The sequence below is a fragment of the Bradyrhizobium sp. NBAIM03 genome (genome assembly GCF_020194055.1).
Classification (GTDB): domain Bacteria; phylum Pseudomonadota; class Alphaproteobacteria; order Rhizobiales; family Xanthobacteraceae; genus Bradyrhizobium; species Bradyrhizobium yuanmingense.
In genome coordinates this window covers 66832-84641 of record NZ_JADYVS010000018.1, presented here as the reverse complement: position 1 = coordinate 84641, position 17810 = coordinate 66832, and the positions used below count along the sequence as shown (strand labels likewise).

Annotated in this window: 19 protein-coding genes and 1 tRNA gene; 9 read left to right on the top strand and 11 right to left on the bottom strand. The window is 64.2% G+C overall.

What is annotated here, in order from left to right; genetic code table 11:
- The first annotated feature begins 30 nt into the window (after window positions 1-30).
- Entirely contained in the window at window positions 31-954 is a 924-nt protein-coding gene (gene panE / locus I6F21_RS25025) for a 2-dehydropantoate 2-reductase (protein ID WP_225183553.1), read from the top strand.
- Window positions 955-1040: 86 nt separating this feature from the next.
- Here panE and I6F21_RS25020 read toward each other — a convergent pair whose 3' ends face one another.
- The 7 genes from I6F21_RS25020 to I6F21_RS24990 all read right to left on the bottom strand — a co-directional run bounded on the left by I6F21_RS25020 (window position 1041) and on the right by I6F21_RS24990 (window position 5709).
- Window positions 1041-1637, bottom strand: a complete 597-nt coding sequence (locus I6F21_RS25020; RefSeq protein ID WP_225142298.1) for a c-type cytochrome — start codon at window positions 1635-1637, stop codon at window positions 1041-1043.
- A gap of 191 nt (window positions 1638-1828) precedes the next feature.
- Window positions 1829-3103 (bottom strand): PQQ-dependent sugar dehydrogenase, encoded by a 1275-nt coding sequence (locus tag I6F21_RS25015; protein ID WP_036003007.1) that lies wholly within the window; start codon window positions 3101-3103, stop codon window positions 1829-1831.
- A 381-nt stretch (window positions 3104-3484) separates the two neighbouring features.
- Entirely contained in the window at window positions 3485-4471 is a 987-nt protein-coding gene (locus I6F21_RS25010) for an NAD(P)-dependent oxidoreductase (protein ID WP_225183552.1), read from the bottom strand.
- Window positions 4468-4776, bottom strand: a complete 309-nt coding sequence (locus I6F21_RS25005; RefSeq protein WP_225183551.1) for a hypothetical protein — start codon at window positions 4774-4776, stop codon at window positions 4468-4470. The genes I6F21_RS25010 and I6F21_RS25005 overlap by 4 nt, the downstream gene beginning before the upstream one ends.
- Window positions 4770-5111, bottom strand: coding sequence for a hypothetical protein (locus tag I6F21_RS25000; protein WP_225183550.1), 342 nt, complete (start codon window positions 5109-5111; stop codon window positions 4770-4772). Before I6F21_RS25000 ends, I6F21_RS25005 begins: the two co-directional genes overlap by 7 nt.
- A complete protein-coding gene (locus I6F21_RS24995) occupies window positions 5108-5362 on the bottom strand; it encodes a hypothetical protein (protein WP_036003012.1) in 255 nt (84 codons plus the stop codon). The genes I6F21_RS25000 and I6F21_RS24995 overlap by 4 nt, the downstream gene beginning before the upstream one ends.
- 272 nt (window positions 5363-5634) lie before the next feature.
- Window positions 5635-5709: transfer RNA gene (locus I6F21_RS24990), tRNA-Gly, on the bottom strand.
- A 271-nt stretch (window positions 5710-5980) separates the two neighbouring features.
- Here I6F21_RS24990 and trxA point away from each other — a divergent pair.
- Both trxA and I6F21_RS24980 read left to right on the top strand, forming a co-directional pair.
- Window positions 5981-6904 (top strand): thioredoxin, encoded by a 924-nt coding sequence (gene trxA, locus I6F21_RS24985; protein WP_025033093.1) that lies wholly within the window; start codon window positions 5981-5983, stop codon window positions 6902-6904.
- Window positions 6905-7009: 105 nt separating this feature from the next.
- On the top strand, window positions 7010-7687 hold the full coding sequence (locus I6F21_RS24980; protein ID WP_036003016.1) for an LON peptidase substrate-binding domain-containing protein: 678 nt from the start codon (window positions 7010-7012) through the stop codon (window positions 7685-7687).
- A gap of 136 nt (window positions 7688-7823) precedes the next feature.
- Here the strand turns inward: I6F21_RS24980 and I6F21_RS24975 are convergent, their stop codons facing one another.
- On the bottom strand, window positions 7824-10325 hold the full coding sequence (locus I6F21_RS24975; RefSeq protein ID WP_225183549.1) for an EAL domain-containing protein: 2502 nt from the start codon (window positions 10323-10325) through the stop codon (window positions 7824-7826).
- 353 nt (window positions 10326-10678) lie between these two features.
- Entirely contained in the window at window positions 10679-11029 is a 351-nt protein-coding gene (locus tag I6F21_RS24970) for a hypothetical protein (RefSeq protein ID WP_036003036.1), read from the bottom strand.
- A 91-nt stretch (window positions 11030-11120) separates the two neighbouring features.
- On the opposite strand from I6F21_RS24970, the gene I6F21_RS24965 reads away from it, so the two are divergent.
- Window positions 11121-11651: a TetR/AcrR family transcriptional regulator gene (locus I6F21_RS24965; RefSeq protein WP_225127953.1), complete on the top strand. Its 531-nt coding sequence runs from the start codon at window positions 11121-11123 to the stop codon at window positions 11649-11651.
- 57 nt (window positions 11652-11708) lie between these two features.
- Window positions 11709-11906 carry a Trm112 family protein gene (locus tag I6F21_RS24960; protein ID WP_036003042.1) on the top strand — a complete coding sequence of 66 codons (198 nt, stop codon included), beginning with the start codon at window positions 11709-11711 and terminating at the stop codon, window positions 11904-11906.
- Window positions 11907-11973: 67 nt separating this feature from the next.
- On the opposite strand, the gene I6F21_RS24955 is transcribed toward I6F21_RS24960, so the two are convergent.
- The gene (locus tag I6F21_RS24955; RefSeq protein ID WP_036024268.1) at window positions 11974-13194 is read right to left on the bottom strand and encodes a ubiquinone biosynthesis hydroxylase; all 1221 of its coding nucleotides are present in this window, start codon (window positions 13192-13194) and stop codon (window positions 11974-11976) included.
- Window positions 13195-13399: 205 nt separating this feature from the next.
- Between I6F21_RS24955 and tesB the strand changes: the two genes are divergently transcribed.
- On the top strand, window positions 13400-14263 hold the full coding sequence (tesB, locus tag I6F21_RS24950) for an acyl-CoA thioesterase II (protein ID WP_036003028.1): 864 nt from the start codon (window positions 13400-13402) through the stop codon (window positions 14261-14263).
- Window positions 14264-14293: 30 nt separating this feature from the next.
- Here the strand turns inward: tesB and I6F21_RS24945 are convergent, their stop codons facing one another.
- On the bottom strand, window positions 14294-15172 hold the full coding sequence (locus tag I6F21_RS24945) for a DUF4339 domain-containing protein (RefSeq protein WP_225151910.1): 879 nt from the start codon (window positions 15170-15172) through the stop codon (window positions 14294-14296).
- A gap of 260 nt (window positions 15173-15432) precedes the next feature.
- Between I6F21_RS24945 and I6F21_RS24940 the strand changes: the two genes are divergently transcribed.
- The 3 genes from I6F21_RS24940 to I6F21_RS24930 all read left to right on the top strand — a co-directional run bounded on the left by I6F21_RS24940 (window position 15433) and on the right by I6F21_RS24930 (window position 17796).
- On the top strand, window positions 15433-15771 hold the full coding sequence (locus I6F21_RS24940; protein ID WP_008142802.1) for a P-II family nitrogen regulator: 339 nt from the start codon (window positions 15433-15435) through the stop codon (window positions 15769-15771).
- 75 nt (window positions 15772-15846) lie between these two features.
- Window positions 15847-17148 carry an ammonium transporter gene (locus tag I6F21_RS24935; protein ID WP_225183548.1) on the top strand — a complete coding sequence of 434 codons (1302 nt, stop codon included), beginning with the start codon at window positions 15847-15849 and terminating at the stop codon, window positions 17146-17148.
- 309 nt (window positions 17149-17457) lie between these two features.
- Complete coding sequence (locus I6F21_RS24930; protein ID WP_008142813.1) at window positions 17458-17796, top strand: P-II family nitrogen regulator; 339 nt, start codon at window positions 17458-17460, stop codon at window positions 17794-17796.
- The last annotated feature ends 14 nt before the right edge of the window (window positions 17797-17810 follow it).

Here is a 17810-nt window from a genome sequence, read left to right as displayed (position 1 = left end):
ATTCGCCAATAGTAAAAGCGGAGTTCTCCCATGCGCATCCTCGTGGTCGGCGCCGGCGCCATCGGCGGCTATTTCGGTGGCAGGCTGTTGCAGGCCGGCCGCGACGTCACCTTCCTGGTTAGGCAGCGCCGAGCCGGCGAGCTCGCGAGCGCTGGCCTCGTCATCAAGAGCCCGAACGGCGATGTGACCTTGAAGAACCCGCCGACGGTTCAGGCCGACGCAATCAAGGACACGTTCGACGTCGTGCTGCTCAGCTGCAAGGCATTCGACCTCGACGATGCCATCAAGTCGTTCGCCCCCGCGGTGGGGCCGAACACCGCAATCATCCCGATGCTCAACGGCATGAAGCATCTCGACACGCTGGACACGAAGTTCGGCAAGGAGCGCGTACTCGGCGGCCTCTGCGCCATTGCGGCCACGCTGAACGAGAAGCGCGAGGTGGTGCAGCTCCAGCCGATGCAGTCGCTCAGCTACGGCGAGCGCGACGGCGGGATGTCGGACCGGGTGAAGGCGATCGACGAGGCCTTCAAGAGCGGCATCCATGGCGCCAGCGCCAGCCAGAACATCATGCAGGACATGTGGGAGAAGTGGGTGTTCCTGTCCTCGCTCGCTGCAAGCACCAGCCTGATGCGGACTTCCGTCGGCAATATCCTCGCCGCGCCCGGCGGCCGGGAGTTCCTGCTCGGCATGCTGGATGAGACCAGCGCGGTTGCCACGGCGTCCGGCTATCCGCCGGGCGGCCCGTTCTTCGATCGCGTCAAAGGCAATCTCACCACCGAGGGCTCGCCGCTGACGGCATCGATGTTCCGCGACATCAAGGCGGGCCTGCCTGTCGAGGCCGACCACGTCATCGGCGATCTCATCGCGCGCGCCGACGCGGCCAAGGTGCCGGTGCCGAAGCTGCGCATCGCGTATACGCATCTGAAGGCATATGAGAGGCAGCGGGCGGGGTAGGGCGTAACCACACATTCGGTGTCGTCCCGGGGCGCGCGCCGCGCGAGCCCGGGATGACGAGCTGCGATTGCCGAAACAGCTCAGCGCTATTTCAAATGCGCGAGATAGTGCGACACGGCGGTAATTTCCTCATCGCTCATGTGATAGGCGACGTCGGCCATCGCGGCGACGCCGCCGCCGACACGCTGGCCGGCCTTGTAATCGTGCAGCGCCTTGACGAGATATTCCTCACGTTGCCCCGCGAGCCGCGCCACCGCCTTGGTGCCGGCATAGCTGTCGGTATGGCATGAGGCGCAGCGGCGGCCGGCGGCCACCTGCGCCCCCTTCTTCGACAGGTCGGGATCCCCGTCTTCGGGTCCCTTCGGCGGCGCCAGCGAGGCGAAGTAAGCGCCGAAATTGCGGATGTCCTCGTTGGTGATCCCTTCCACGATCGGCTGCATCTGATCGTTCTTGCGCGCGCCGGCGCGGAAGAACACGAGCTGCCATTGCAGGAATTGATCGGGCTGGCCGGCGAGCGAGGGGATGTTCTCGGTCTGCGAAATGCCGTTCTCGCCGTGGCAGCCGGAGCAGGCGGCGGCCTTCTCCTTGATCGCGGCATTGTCGGCGGCCGTAGCCGGGATGAAGGCGTCGAGCGTCAGGAGCGCAACCGCGCTGATTGCGTGCGAAATGATCTGCCGGCGCATGGGGGAGGATTCCGATCTATCGAGCTCGTCATTCCGGGGCGTGCGGAGCACGAGCCCGGAATCCATAACCACGAGCCGGGGTTATGGGTTCCGGACTTGCGCTGCAGCGCAATCCGGAACGACAGCATGAGGCACTGAAACGGAAGAAGCTGCGGCCGTCACCCGGTCGCAGCTTTCTCCGTCAGGTCGCGCTACTTCTTGCTGTAGCTGATGCGATAGATCGCGCCGGCCCAATCGTCGGCCACAAGGATTGATCCGTCCTTGGCGATGATGATGTCGTTGGGACGGCCGAGATAGCCCTGGTCACCCTCGAGCCAGCCGGAGGCGAAGACCTCCCGCTTCGGGTTCTTGCCGTCAGGCCCGACGATCACCCGCACGATGCGCGCGCCCTGGTACTTGTGGCGATTCCAGGAGCCGTGCTCCGCGATCAGGATGTTGTTCTTGTAGTCGGCGGGGAACTGGTCGCCGGTGTAGAACTTCATGCCGAGCGGTGCGACATGGGCACCGAGGTTCAGTACGGGCGGCGTGAACTCGGAGCATTTGTGGCCCATCGCGAACTTGTCGTCAGGCAGATTGCCCTGATGGCAATAGGGATAGCCGAAATGCTCGCCGATCCGGTTGATCATGTTCAGCTTGTCCGAGGGCAGATCATCGCTGATCCAGTCGCGGGCATTCTCCGTGAACCAGAGCTTGCCGGTGCGCGGATCGACGTCGCCGCCGACCGAGTTGCGGACGCCGAGCGCCCAGATTTCGGCGTTGCCGGTCTTGGGATCGACGCGCCGGATCTGCGACACGCTGGTCGGCGGAATGCCGATGTTGAAGGGCGGGCCGAACGGCAGGAAGAACCAGCCTTCCTTGTCGACCGCGATGTATTTCCAGCCATGCGCGGCATAGGACGGCATGTCGTCATAGACGACCTTGCCCTGGCCGAGATTGTCGAGATTGGCTTCGGCGTTGTCGTAGCGGATCAGCTTGTCGACGGCGATGACGTAGAGCGCGCCGTCCTTGAAGGCGAGACCGGTGGGCATGTTGAGGCCCTTGAGGACGGTCTTGACCTCCTTCTTTCCGTTGTTGTCCTTGATGGCATAGACGTTGCCGAGGCCGAACGAGCCGACGAACAACGTGCCCTTGTCGCCCCAGGCCATCTGCCGCGCGGCCAGCACGCCCGAGGCGTAGACCTCGATCTTGAAGCCCGGCGGCAGCTTGATCTTCTTGACGATGTTGGCGAGCTCGGCGTCGGAGGCGCCGGTCGGCGGGCCCGACGGCGGCGCGAGGCCCTTCTGCGCCTCGGTCTCGTCACCGAGGAACCAGTCATCCGGCGGATGGGTCCAGAACTCCTTGGTGCTGGAATCGTATTTCTTCAGCGGCTTGTTCTTGTCCTGCTGCTGCGCGTTGCCGGCGCCGGTCCCCGCGAGAAGGGCCACGGCTGCAAGCGCCAACACGGATCGATGGAACATCGATGTCATCGCATCACTCCCCTAAGGCAGCCGTCAGGGCTGCGCGTTATTTTGTTTTGCTAGTCGAGAGGCGAAGTCTTGAGCCCGTCGGGACGACAGACGCAAAAAGGGTAGCACATCTGCCCATCGTGAGAAGCGCGCCGGATGCAGCGCGGCTGCGCGCAGCAAAAATTGAGACGGAATGTCAATGAACGGATGAACGCTGCGACGACCGCGCCTCGCGCTGCAACGCGGAATCAACAGCGCGCGCGCAACGTCGTCAGGCGGTCCGCCGGGGTGGGCATACAAAAGTGCGAAAACAACCCCATGCACAGTAGAACTGCGCAAGTTGATCCGCGCGCGGTGACGCCGGACAATCATTTGAAGCGTCGAGTAAAATAATCGCGGCGCTCACGGGGCGACGGGGTAGGGTCCGTCGTCGAACAGCGTGTCGTGGTAGCCTTTCGATCCGACCTCACGCGCCAGCGTGCTGCGGACGTCGCGGCCATCGCGCAGGCTGCGCAGCACATGCGTGAAGTCGAATTCGGGTCGCCAGCCGAGCTCCCGCCGCGCGCGCTCGTTGACATAGACCCGGTCAATCGCGGGGAAGAGCCGCCAGCCGCGCGCCGCATAGAGCTGCGCGCACTCCGGATAGAGCTCGCGCACGACGCCGGCGGCATCGCGCGCCAGCGCTCCGAGATGACGTTGCTCGAACGGGCTCGTCGCCGAGACGATGTAGCGGGCGAAGCCGATGCCGGGCGCACGCTCGACGGCGAGCAGATGCGCGCTCACTGCGTCCGCGATATCCAGCCGGCGGTAGAGCAGCTCGTTGGCCTGCGCGTTGTCCAGCGTGTAGGCCGATCGCATCGCCGGATCGTCGTCGTCCTCCGGAAAGAAGCGCGAGGTCCGCAGAACCACGATCGGTAGCGCGCGCTCGCGAAAGAACAGCTCGCAGAGGTTCTCGGCCATCAGCTTGGTCGTGCCGTAGATGTTCTTCGGCACCGATGGCAGCTCCTCGGTGACCCACACCGCCGCCTGTCCCGCCTCGGGCCGCAGCTGCGAGCCGAATGCGCTGGTGGTGCTGGTGAAGACAAAGCTCTTCACGCCGGCCGCGACTGCCGCCTCGAGCAGGTTCAGCGTTCCTGACACGTTGGTGTCGACAAAATCCTGCTTGGAATGGGTCGCCACATGCGGCTTGTGCAGCGTCGCGGTGTGGACCACGGCGGTGACGCCGTCCATCTGGCGCCGCACGAAGGCGGGATCGACGATGGAGCCGACGGCATCGGTGAAGGGGGAGGGCTTGAGATCGACGCCGCGGGCGGGCGACCCGCGCCCACGGAGCGTCCGCAGGACCGCCTCCCCGAGATGGCCAGCGCTACCGGTGACCAGGATTGTCATTGCAAGTCTCGCCCGCCGTTGCGCTTGGCTTTTTGCTCTTCGTATTGCGCCTGGAGCATTGGATTGCTCGTCTCGCCTGCGACTGTGTCTGCGTTGCCGCCGTCCAGGCCCGGCGCGGCCTTGATCCCGTCGGCGATGTTGCTCTCCGAGCCCTTGCGGATGAATGGCTTAAGGTAAGCATCAAGTTTGCCCTTGCCCGGCTCTTCGAGCTCCTGCGTCAGGGCTGCGAGATACTGAACTTTGTCCGTGGCGGCCCAATCGATGCTGATGCCTGCACGCCGCGCAAGTTCCGCATGGATCAGCATGATAGTGCGGCCATTGCCGTCCAGTAGTCGATAGCTTTGCGGATGTCATTGGGATGGGCGAAGATCACAGAGCCCTTCTTTACGAAGGTGTGGGACGCGTTCGTATGACGGTCCTCTCCAGCCCAGGGGAACACTCCTTCAAAGAGCGTTTTGTGTGTTTGGAGGACATCGGCGTAGCTTAGGGAAGGCTGCGCCTTGAGATGATCCAAGGCTGCATCGATGCCGGTCAGAAAGGAATTGTGCAGGAGGCGCTGAACGATTCCGGGATCTTTGGCCTTCGCGACGTTGCGCAAATAACCGCGCGTCGCAAAATCTCCAAACGGATCAAACGTCACAGACGGCTTTCGCGAAGATAGCGCGCTTGAAGACGCACCGCTTGGACACGATCCAAAATCCCGGCGCGCTGGAGTGCGACGATGGTATTCTCGATAGGATCGAAATTCACGTCATCGCCGGAGAGCCGCGTCACGTGATGGGCAAAGACATCGTTCGATGTCGCGATCACTGCCACGTTGTTAGCGGCCGCCAACCGCTGGATTACACCAGCGGTATACTGGGCCTTGGTGGCGGAGCGCTGAGCAGACATGGAAACTCCTCTCCCCAAATATAGTGAACCAAGGCCTGAGAATCCATTGAGTTGCTGCCTTCCCGGCGTCTTCACTTGCCCGTAAACTACCGAAAGACCTTCAAAATTGCTCCGGCCTCGGTTTGAGGCCGCTCTCGCAAGCGCGGACAGCAAATCGCCGTACGAGGCGGCTCATGCCCAACAACAGCTCGCGCTTGCCCTTTGGAGTCTTTGAGGCTCATACAATGCTCTCCGAGGTTGGAGAGCGCTTCCTAGGCCAGCCTAGGAAAAACTGGAGCGGGCGAAGGGGCTCGAACCCTCGACCCCGACCTTGGCAAGGTCGTGCTCTACCACTGAGCTACACCCGCATCCTGTGTCGGTCGCGTGACGCGCCGACAACGGCTGTCGTATGCCAAAAGCGGGAGGGGAATGCAACAGCTACAGGCGGCCTCAATTCGCAATTCGGACCCCGTATGGAGCCCGAAGCCGGCCAAATCGACCGGAAACGTCTCGGAACCGGGGAATCGGGGTGCCTGGATTGAAATTCGGCCCATTCGGCCCAATTTAGGAGCCGACCACAAGCATATGACGCGGCGGCGTGCTAAAGAGCCGCCATTCCAGACATGACGAGGGAATCCCGTGACGATCATCGACCAGGGTAACGGAGCGGCGGGCCCGGCTGCGGCCGACCTGATCAAGGACACCACCACCCAGACCTTCGTGAAGGACGTCATCGAGGAATCGAAGCGCCAGCCCGTGCTGATCGATTTCTGGGCGGAATGGTGCGGCCCCTGCAAGCAGCTCACCCCCGTCCTGGAGAAGGCCGTGAAGGCGGCCAAGGGCAAGGTCAAGCTGGTCAAGATGAACATCGACCATCATCCGGCGATCCCGGGCCAGATGGGCATCCAGTCGATCCCGGCCGTGATCGCCTTCGTCAACGGCCAGCCGGCCGACGGCTTCATGGGCGCGGTGCCGGAGAGCCAGGTCAACGCCTTCATCGAGCGGCTGACCAAGGGCGTCACCGCGCCGGGCGAGGTCAACGTCGCCGAGATCGTGCAGGAGGCCGACGCGGTGCTCGCCGAGGGCGACGCGGCGGCGGCGGCGCAGATCTATGCCGAGGCGCTGCAGCATGATTCCACCAACATCGCGGCGCTTGCGGGCCTTGCGAAGTGCTACGCCGTTTCCGGCGCGATGGAGCAGGCCAAGCAGACGCTGGCCATGGTGCCGGAATCCAAGCGCAACGACCCGGCCGTGAAGGCGGTGCAGACCGCGATCGATCTCGCCGAGCAGGCGAAATCGCTCGGACCGGTTGCCGAGCTGGAACAGAAAGTCGCCGCAAACCCGCTCGATCATCAGGCCCGATTCGACCTCGCCACCGCGCTCAACGCCCAAGGCAACCGCGCGGCGGCGACCGAGCAGCTGCTCGAGATCATCAAGCGCGACCGCAAATGGAACGACGACGGCGCCCGCAAGCAGCTGGTGCAGTTCTTCGAGGCCTGGGGCGGCACGGATGATGCAACCGTCGAAGGCCGCAAACGTTTGTCGACGATCCTGTTTTCGTAACGCCCTTTTTTGAGCATGATCTGTTCGGAAAACCGCTCCACACTTTGCGCTAACGCGGTCCTTCGGATCCGGATCATGCGCTAGCAACGCCAGGGGACCGGGCAGATGCCGATCAACATCGAATATCGCGGGCCCGCCGACCTCCCGGAGATCATTCCGGTCTTCCCGCTGCCGGGCGCGCTGCTGCTGCCGCGCGGCCAGATGCCGCTCAACATCTTCGAGCCGCGCTACCTTTCGATGGTCGACGATTCCTTCCGCGACGGCCATCGCCTGATCGGCATGATCCAGCCCGACATCGCGCACTCGCGGAAGGATTCCGACAAGCCGGCGCTGTTCCGCGTCGGCTGCGTCGGCCGCATCACCCAGCTCGCCGAGTCCGGCGACGGCCGCTACATCCTCGAGCTCACCGGCGTTTCGCGCTTCAAGGTGGTCGAGGAGCTCGAGGTGCTCACCCCCTATCGGCAGTGCAAGGTGGACTTCTTCGCCTACGTCGACGATTTCACCGCGCGCCGCGGCGAGGAGGAGGTCGACCGCGAGGCGCTGCTGGCGGTGCTGGCGGACTTCCTGAAGGCCAACAACCTCAAGGTCGACTGGGAGGGCGTCGAGAGCGCGCCCAATGAAGCCCTCGTCAATGCGCTCGCGATGATGTCGCCCTACGGCCCCGCGGAAAAGCAGGCCATGCTTGAGGCGCCCGACCTGAAGACCCGCGCCGAGATCCTGATCGCCGTCACCGAGATGGACCTCGCCAAGAAGCGCACTAGCGGCGACCCGCCGCTGCAGTGATCGTCAAGCGACCCAAAGCGCGATGCGATTAGGATGAATCCTCATCGCGCTTTGGGTTTTTTGGTTTGAGCATGATCTTTTCGGAAAACCGCTACACACTTTGCGCTGACGCGGCCCTTCGGGTCCGGATCATGCTCTATGCGGCAAACTCGCCGGCCTCGGCCTTTCGATCCGCAAGCCGTGCGATCGTCGAGGCCCGTATCGGCGGGCTGAGGTGGAAGCCCTGGGCCTCGACGCAGCCCTCCTGGCGCAGGATGTCCAGCTGCTCGGCGGTTTCGACGCCTTCGGCGGTGGACGTCTTACCGAGACTCGTGGCGAACTGGACCACGGCCCGCGCGATCCGATGGGGCTCCTCCATCGGACTGGACAGCTCGCTGACGAAGCTGCGATCGATCTTGATCTTGTCGAAGGGAAACTTCTGCAGAAAGCTGAGCGACGAATAGCCGGTGCCGAAATCGTCGAGGGCAATCCGCACCCCGAGCTCGCGCAGCTGGCTGAGTGCTGCGAATACGGTCCCGCTGTCATGCATGATGACGGTTTCGGTGACCTCGAGCTCGAGCCGGTCTGAAGCAATCCCCGACGCCGCCAGTGCGCTCACGATCGTCGACACGAGCTCCTTGCTCCTGAATTGCGCTGGAGACAGGTTGATCGCGATCTTCAGGTCGGAACGCCATTTTGCCGCTTCGGCACAGGCGGTTCTCAACACCCATTCCCCCAGCGGCAGGATCAAGCCAGTTTCCTCCGCGACGGGAATGAATTCGCCGGGCGAGACCAGACCCCGCTCGGGGTGATGCCAACGCAGCAACGCCTCGAAGCCACAGGTCTCGCCGCTCTTCAAATTGACGAACGGCTGGTAGTGGAGCTCGAATTCGCTCCTCGCAAGCGCCTTCCGCAGATCCCGCTCCAGGTTGCGGCGCGCATGCAGGAGCCGGTCCAGCTCCGGCTCGAAGAAGCGGAATGCACCACGTCCGCCGCTCTTGGCCGAGTAGAGGGCAAGATCTGCGCTCCTGAGGATCGTGTCGGAATCGGCGCCGTCTCGGGGCGCAAGGGCGATCCCGATGCTGGTGCCGACAATGACCTGATGATCGCCGAGATCGAACGGCTCGCTGAGCGCGCCATGGATCGCCTCGGCGAGAGAGGCCGCGTCCGCAGCCGGATTGGTCACGTAGTCGACGATTGCGAATTCGTCGCCGCCCAGTCGGGCGACGAACGTCGTCTCCCTGATGCAATCCAGCAAGCGCGCCGCGACTGAGCGCAGCAGCAGGTCGCCCGCCGGATGTCCGAGCGTGTCGTTGACCTCCTTGAAGCGGTCGAGGTCGAGCAGGAGAACCGCCAGATGGAGATTTCCGCCACGCGTATCGGCAAGTGCAGGCTCCAGACGCGCCTTGAGCAGCACGCGGTTCGGCAGCTCGGTGAGCGCATCGTGTTCCGCCATGTAGGTGATCTTCGCTTCGGACCGGCGTTGCTCGGTGACATCCAGATGCGTAGCCACCCAGCCGCCGCCGGCCATCGGCTGCCGCGTCACGCAGATCAGCCGCCCATCGGCGAACGCATCGATGCGGCTCGAGACGGCATGGATCGGCAGTGCTTCGAGCCTGGCGATCTGCCGTTCGGCGGCGAAATCGCTGGCCTCGCCTTCGAGTATGCCGCTGGTGACGCGATGACGGATGATGTCGCGGTGCGGAGTTCCCGCACGCAGCAGTTCCGGCGGCAGCCGGTACAAACGGGCGTAACGCTCGTTGCAGATGACGAGCCGCTTCCCGGCGTCGAACATGCAAAGGCCCTCGACCATATGGTTGATGGCCGTGTCCAGCCTCAGCTTCTGTTCCTTGAGCTCGTTCTGCGACCCTTCGAGCTGCTGCCGGGCGATGGAGAGCTGGCTGATGATCTCCTCGAACCTGGCGGTTCTGGTCGCCAGACGACGATCGGCCAGCACTCCGATCAGGCTCATGCCCAGCACGGACAATGCGACGCCGGCGATGGCGAGCGCGAGGAAGGCCGGAGACAGCGAAAGCGTATCGGTCGCGAGCGCCGGATCCGGTGTGATCAGCACGGCGCCCATGGCCGTGAAGTGATGCGACACGATGGCGAGCGTCAGCAGGGTGGCGGCTGCCAGCGTGCCGCTATAACCCTGACGGGTGAGCGCTGCCGCCAGCGCAGCGTAGCCAAAACACATGCCCAGAACGATGGAGAGGAGCACGAGGTCCACGGACCAGGAGACTCGGCCCGGCACTTCGAGCGCCCACATTCCGAGATAGTGCATGCTGGCAATGCCGCCACCGATGATGACGCCGCCAGCCGCCGCGCGCCAGGGGCCGGACGTGACGACCGCGACGCCGAAGCCGACCGAGGTCAGCAGCATTGCCGCCGCGAGAGAGGACGCCGTCAATACGATGCCGTAGCCCGTCGTGACCCCGGGCTCGTAGGCGAGCATCGCGACGAAATGCGTAGCCCAAATGCCGTATCCGATGGCCGCGCCGGCAATGGCGATCCAGATCCACCGGGTTCTCCCGCGCGTTGCGATCGCGCGGTGGAAGATGCTGACCGCGACGATGCTGGCAACGAAGCAGACCAGAGCAGCGAGCACGACGAGCCGCCAATCGTGTTCGGCCGTAAGGCAGGAGAAAACGCGGAACATTCAGTTTCGCCCCATCGTCGATATTGTTGATGTTTGTCGATGCTGGACCGGCTAATCGCCCTTCGCGTTAATTTTGTGCCGCGCCTGATCGCATGCTTAGCGGCTTGCCAACACCGTCCGTAAAATTTGATCTGTGGGGCTAACACGTTCCGCGCGCCGGTCGCGCCGGAAGCCCGCTGCGCGCGTTTGCGGATTACTGGAGATGGACGCGGATGCGCTTGCGTCCGGTGATCATCGCGCTGCAGGAGTCCTATCAGCGCCACACCAGCAACGTGGAGCACGACCAGGACGATGACGGCATCCGAAGAATGCCTGGTCGATCGGTAACGGATCTGGTCCGCTTTAGATGAGTTCTAGTACCCGGCAACCGACATCACGACGACCGCACTGAGCGCCATCCAGCCGAAATGCCGGCCCCGCGTCGCCCATGCGTTGGCGAGGGCGGAGCAGCCGAACACGCAGGCCATGGTCGCGACGATCCAGTGACGAGCCGGCTCCGATTGCATCCACGGCGCCGCGATCAGCAGCACGCCACCGCCGATCCAGGCCACGGTCGAGGCCTGCCACACCAGCCGGATCAAGGTGCGGAGGCGCTCCGGCTCGATGCGCGCGCGGGCGAAGACCTTGGCTTCGCCGAGGTAGCCGTGAACGAGCGCAACGGCGATGGTCACGACGCCCGCACATTGGAGCAGCAGATCCCGCATCGACGCCTCCATACACTCATGTATGTTTCGATAGCGTCTGGCCAAGCGCCTGTCAATACATTAGTGTATGGTGCGCTTTTCGGGAAACGACATGAACCAACAGCTCTCCGCTGACGATTGGACTGGCCAGGGCCTCAAGGCCTTGGCCAAGAGCGGCTTCACGGCCTTGAAGGCCGAGCCGCTCGCCAAGGCCATGGGCGTGTCGCGCGGCAGCTTCTATTGGCATTTCGCCGATCTCGCCGCGTTTCACGCCGCGGTGCTGAGGCGCTGGCGCGAGATCGCGGCCGAGCGGATCATCGCCGACGTCGAAGCCGCCGGCGACGAGCCGGTCAAGATGCTGCTGCGGAGATCCTTCGGCGCGCGGCTCGACCTCGAACGCGCGGTGCGCAATTGGGCGGCGTTCGATGCGAGCGCGCAAGGGGCGGTGCGTGCCATCGATCGCCGCAGGCTCGATTATATCGAGGAGCTGCTGCAGAAGCGGGGACTCGCCCCGGCAACGGCGCAGGCCCGCGCGCAGATCCTGTACTGGACATTTCTCGGTTTCGCCCTGTCAGGCCCGTCAATCCCGGCCGCGCGGCTGCGGACCATGCTCGACGAGCTCCTGGCGATGGTCTCCGCCTAAAGCGCGATGGCGGGCGCGAATTTCTATGCTAAAGGCAAGCAAGTGCCGGAGACTTCCATGAACGCGCCCACCGAACGTCCCGAAGCCAGCGTCGATCCAAAATTGCTGGAGATCCTGGTCTGCCCGCTGACAAAGGGCCCGCTGGAATTCGATGCTGAGCGGCAGGAGCTGATCTCGCGCAGCGCCAAGCTCGCTTATCCCATTCGCGACGGCATCCCGATCATGCTGCCGGAAGAGGCGCGCAAGATCGATTGATAACAGCGAGTGGGGAGTGGCGAATGGCGAATGGGTCCACTCGCCACTCGATACTCACCATTCGCCCTTACAATGCCTCGCCCTTCAACAGCCGCGGCACCTCGCCGGTGAGGCCTGCGGCCTGGCGGATGAAGAGGTTCTTCAGCGGCGGGGCGCGGTCGACGAGGCCGAGGCCGATGTCGCGCACCGTGCGCAACAGCGTCGACTGGTTGGAGAACAGGAAGTTCAGCGAGTTGGTGGCGACGCCCATCGCCATGGTGTCGAACCGGCGCCAGCGCTGGTAGCGTTCGAGCACGTCCGCCCCGCCGATATCCAGGCCGAGCCGCGCGGCATCGACCACCACTTCCGCCAGCGCAGCGACGTCCTTCAGGCCCATGTTGAGGCCCTGGCCCGCGATGGGGTGGATGACATGGGCAGCGTCGCCGACCAGCGCGAGGCGCTCGGCGATGAAGGACCGCGCGACGAAATAAGACAGCGGAAACGCCCGCGGCTTGTCGAGCACCTTGACCTCGCCGAGATGCAGGCCGAAGCGCTGCTCGAGCTCGGCGTGGAATTCCTCGTCGCTGAGGGCGATGATGCGCGCGGCCTCAGTGCGGCGCTCGGTCCACACCAGCGAGGAGCGTTTGCCGGTGAGCGGCAGGATCGCGAACGGGCCGGCCGGCAGGAAGTGTTCCTCGGCGCGGCCCTCGTGATCGCGCTCGTGGCCGACGGTGACGACGATGCCGGACTGATCGTACTCCCAGCCATGAGTGACGATGCCGGCGCGCTCGCGCAGCTTCGACCGCGCGCCATCGGCGGCGACCAAGAGGCCCGCCGCGATCACGCTGCCGTCGCCGAGCGTCACCTCGATGCCGTCGGTGCGCGCATCGTAGGAGGCGACCGGGGTGGCGCGAAGATCGATGCCGTCGGCCTCGGCGCGCACCACCAGCGCGTCGATCAGGCGGCGGTTCTCGATCATATGCGCGAAGGGCTCGCCCGGCGCGACGTCGCCGGCGAAGTTCAGGAACACCGGGCGGGTGGCGTCCTCGAGCTTGGAATCGGTGACGACCATGTCGAGGATCGGCTGGGCCTCGCCCCGGACGTCGTCCCAGGCGCCGATCGTCTCGAACAGGCGGCGGCAGGCGGCGACGATCGCGGTGGCGCGGGGGTCGCGGCTCGGCCGCGTGCCGAGCGCGGGATCGGCGACGATGATCGGGATCTCGGGCCCGAGCCCCTGGCGTAGCGCCAAGGCCAGCGCAAGGCCGGCAAACGCGCCGCCACCGATGACAATGCTACCCTGTACCGACATACCAAAGCTTCCCGAACAATTCTCGGTCTTGCTAGCAGACTTGAGCTGGGCGAAACAGTGCGGTGAAACGAGGTCCGCTAGCCCTTCGTTCCGTCATTCCGGGGCGCGCAACGCGCGTACCCGGAATCCGGAGGTTTATCAGCTCGAGATTTTCGGGTTCGCACCGCGTGCGCCCCGGAATGAGGCATCACTGGAAAGCACCATCATGTCCAAAGGACTGATCGACCTCATCGGGATCCTCGACCTCGAGCAGCTCGAGGTGAACCTGTTCCGCGGCAACAGCCCGAAGACGAGCTGGCAGCGGGTGTTCGGCGGCCAGGTGATCGGGCAGGCGATGGTCGCGGCCTGCCGCACCGTGGAGGGCCGGCTGCCGCATTCGCTGCATTGCTATTTCATCCTGCCGGGCGATCCGCAGATCCCGATCATCTATCAGGTCGAGCGCCTGCGCGACGGCAAAAGCTACTCGACCCGCCGCGTCACCGCGATCCAGCACGGCAACGCGATCTTCTCGATCATGGTGTCGTTCCACGCCGAGGAGGAGACTGCGTTCGACCACCAGGACAAGATGCCGGACGTGCCGCCGCCGGAAAAGCTCACGGCGGAGGAGGTGGCGAAGCAGCCGATGTTCAAGGAGATGCCGGACTTCATCCGCCGCTACTACGAATCCGATCGGCCGATCGAGCTGCGCCCGGTCGAGCTCGGCCGTTATTTCGGCCAGAAGATCGACGACGGCCGCATCCACGTCTGGATCAAGACCGCCGCCAAGCTGCCCGACGATCCGGCGCTGCACATGTGCGCGCTCGCTTACGCCTCGGACTTCTCGCTGCTCGATGCGATCATGGCGCGCTATGGCCGCACGCTGTTCGACAAGCGCATGATGCCGGCGAGTCTCGACCACGCGATGTGGTTCCATCGCCCGTTCCGCGCCGACGAATGGCTGCTCTACGCGCAGGATTCGCCGAGCGCGCAATCGGGACGGGGGCTGACCCGCGGCTCGATCTTCAAGCCGGACGGCACGCTGGTCGCCTCCGTCGCGCAGGAAGGCTCGGTGCGCGAACGGAAGGCCTGATCGCTTCAAGCAGCGCCTGAAGCGTTCAGATCATGCCCCGAGCGAGCCGCGCGGCGCGAGCTCGGTCTGCGAGGCGAACCAGTTCATGATCCAGCGGTACACCCACGGGATCGGGATGATGAAGCACATCAGGATGGCGGCCACGATGCCGCGCCAGAGGATATCGAGGCCGCTGCCCTTGAAGACGATCTCGCGCCGGGTGCCCTCGACGTTGCGGCAGAACCAGCGCATCTGAGCCGCGGCCACCCAGGCCCAGCCGATGATGGTGATGATGGAAATCGCGAACAGCAGATTCCAGCCGATATAGGCCCAGACCGAACCGGTGAAGCTGAGGCCCAGCGGCTGCCCGTTGGAGGCGAGGTTCGCGACCATCCATTTGATCAGCAGCCAGTAGAGCACGATCTGCACGATGAACAGCAGGTTGCTCAATATCTCGCTGCCGACGAAGCCAAGCGCGATGGCGAGAACGATGAAGCCGAAATACCACGGCACCAATGTCATCGCATTGCCGGTGAAGCTGAGGTTCGGCCGCCCAGGGACCTTCACGCAGGAGACGATCCATCTGGTGTACCAGACGAAGGCCCAGGGCGCCGGGATGACGAAGATCATTCCGATCAGCAGGACGATGCTGCGCCAGGTGAATTCAAGGATGCTGAAATCGACCGAGAGCGATCCACCGCTTGCATAGCCGGCAGCGCCGCCATAGCCACTTCCGCCCGTCGGGACCATCGGCGGCGCACCGCCGCCGATCAGGCCGGGAATTTCGGCGGCCTTCTGCCAGCCGGCCATGCCCTCGGTCCAGACCAAGGTGTCCGGACGCACGACGCCCTGGGCAACGAGGTCGCGGAATTGCCCTTCCGGAAAGGGCCCCTGCTGCTTACCCTCGGATGCGTAGAACCAACTCGCCATGGAACGTCCCCCTCGAACTTAGGTATGTACCGGCCGGGACGCTTCGGTTCACGCCTGGGTTCACCGCATCCATGCCAAAAATGCATTGTGAATGATGAACAGCTGCCCTGTACAGAGGCGGCCGTTCACATGATCGCCCTTGGCCAAACGTTTTTCCGCTTCAATCTGCAACTTTTTTGTGCCATTTGCCCGGAAAGATGCCAGATTGACGCAGCGCCGGGGACATACGGCGCGGCGCATCCCGGGGAATAGGCCTGACCATGAAACTCGTCGTCGCGATCATCAAACCCTTCAAGCTCGATGAGGTCCGCCAGGCCCTGACGGCGATCGGCGTGCACGGCATGACCGTGACCGAGGTGAAAGGCTATGGCCGGCAGAAGGGCCACACCGAGATCTATCGCGGCGCCGAATATGTCGTGAACTTCCTGCCGAAGCTGCGCATCGAGATCGCGGTCGCTTCCGACGTCGCCGACAAGGCGGTCGCCGTGATCACCGCGACGGCGCGCACCGGCCAGATCGGCGACGGCAAGATCTTCGTCACGCCGATCGACCACGCGCTGCGCATCCGCACCGGCGAGACCGACAGCGACGCGCTTTAACACAAATTATTCTTCGATCGCACCGGGCAACGACGCCACAGCGTGCGACGTAACGACTGTGCTGGGGGAAACGACATGGCGGGATATTTGCGCCGCGCAGCCGCCATGGCTGCGCCGATCGGATTTGCGTCGCTCGTTGCTGCGCCGGCGCGCGCGGCGGCAAACGAGATCAGCACCGCCGACACCGCCTGGATGATCGTCGCGACAGCGCTGGTGCTGATGATGACGATCCCGGGGCTTGCGCTGTTCTATTCCGGCATGGTGCGCAAGAAGAACGTGCTCGCCACCATGGCGCAGAGCTTGGCCGCGGTGACGCTGATCTCAATCCTCTGGGTGGCGTTCGGCTATTCGCTGTGCTTCGTCGGCGACGGCCCCTGGATCGGCACGCTCGATCGCTGGTTTCTCGCCGGCATGACCATGGACAGCGTCAACCCCGCGGCGAAGACGATCCCGGAATCGCTGTTCATGCTGTACCAGATGACGTTTGCCATCATCACGGTGGCGCTGGTCGCCGGCTCGGTCGCCGACCGCATGCGGTTCTCCGCCTATCTCCTGTTCTCGGTCGCCTGGTTCATCTTCGTCTACATTCCGCTGGCGCATTGGGTGTGGGGCGGCGGCTTCCTCGCCAGCATGGGCGTGCTCGATTTCGCCGGCGGTCTCGTCGTGCATCTGTCGGCCGGCACCGGCGGCCTCGTTGCAGCCAAGGTGATGGGACGCCGTCACGGCTACGGCACCGAGAATCTCTCGCCGTTCGATCTGTCGCTCGCAGTGATGGGCACCGGCCTGTTGTGGGTCGGCTGGTTCGGCTTCAACGGCGGCTCGGCGCTCGGAGCGAACTCACGCGCGGTGATGGCAATCATCGCGACCCATCTGGCCGCCTGCGCGGGCGCGCTGACCTGGGGCGCGATCGAATGGGCGACGCGGCGCAAGCCCTCGGTGCTCGGCATGATCTCCGGCGCGGTCGCAGGTCTCGGCACCATCACGCCGGCCTCGGGCTTCGTCGCGCCATGGCACGGCATCGTCATCGGCATCATTGCCGGTGCACTCTGCTACTGGGCCTGTACCTGGCTGAAGCACCGCTTCGACTACGACGATTCGCTCGACGTCTTCGGCGTCCACGGCATCGGCGGCCTGACCGGCACCCTGCTCGGCGGCGTGTTCGCCACCAGCGCCATCGGCGGCACCGCCGGCCTGCTGGAGGGCAATCCGCAGCAGCTCCTGATCCAGTTCTATGGGGTCGCCGTGACCTTCGTCTGGTCGGCGGGCGTCACCTTCATCCTGCTCAAGCTGGTCGGCCTGTTCGTACCCTTGCGCGTATCCCGTGAGCACGAGCTTGAGGGTCTGGATATTTCGCAGCACGGTGAAGCCCTGCAATAGGTCCCGACGCTACGTGAATACCGCCTCGCTGCCCGACACGTGAGCAACATTGTGTCGGGAGCCTGTCTTGCCCTTATTTTCAGCAGGCGTGACCACGTTTTGAGCGCGACGTAATAGCGCACTGCATTGCAACACCCCCCAAAGGCGAAAACCCCCGTCTTCATAGTCCGTTAGGCAATCCGCCTGATCTGGCACGGCATTTGATTCTAGGGGTCCGGCTGTGCCCGCGTAGTGAAACTTCTCCCTCGTGGCGAACCAGTCGAGAACGCCCGGCCACGTCCGGACCGGGCCCAAGCGGGGATAGGACCCATGAAAATTGTTATGGCGATCATCAAGCCATTCAAGCTCGAAGAAGTCCGTGACGCCCTGACCGCCATCGGCGTTCACGGTCTCACGGTGACGGAAGTCAAGGGGTATGGCCGCCAGAAGGGCCATACGGAAATCTATCGCGGCGCCGAATATGCCGTGAGCTTCCTGCCCAAGATCAAGATCGAGGTCGCTGTCGCCTCCGACCAGGTCGACAAGACCATCGATGCCATCACGTCCGCGGCGAAAACCGGACAGATCGGCGACGGCAAGATCTTCGTCATCAACCTCGACCACGCGGTGCGTATCCGCACCGGCGAGGCCGATGCCGCGGCCCTCTGATTTCGCGCTCAACC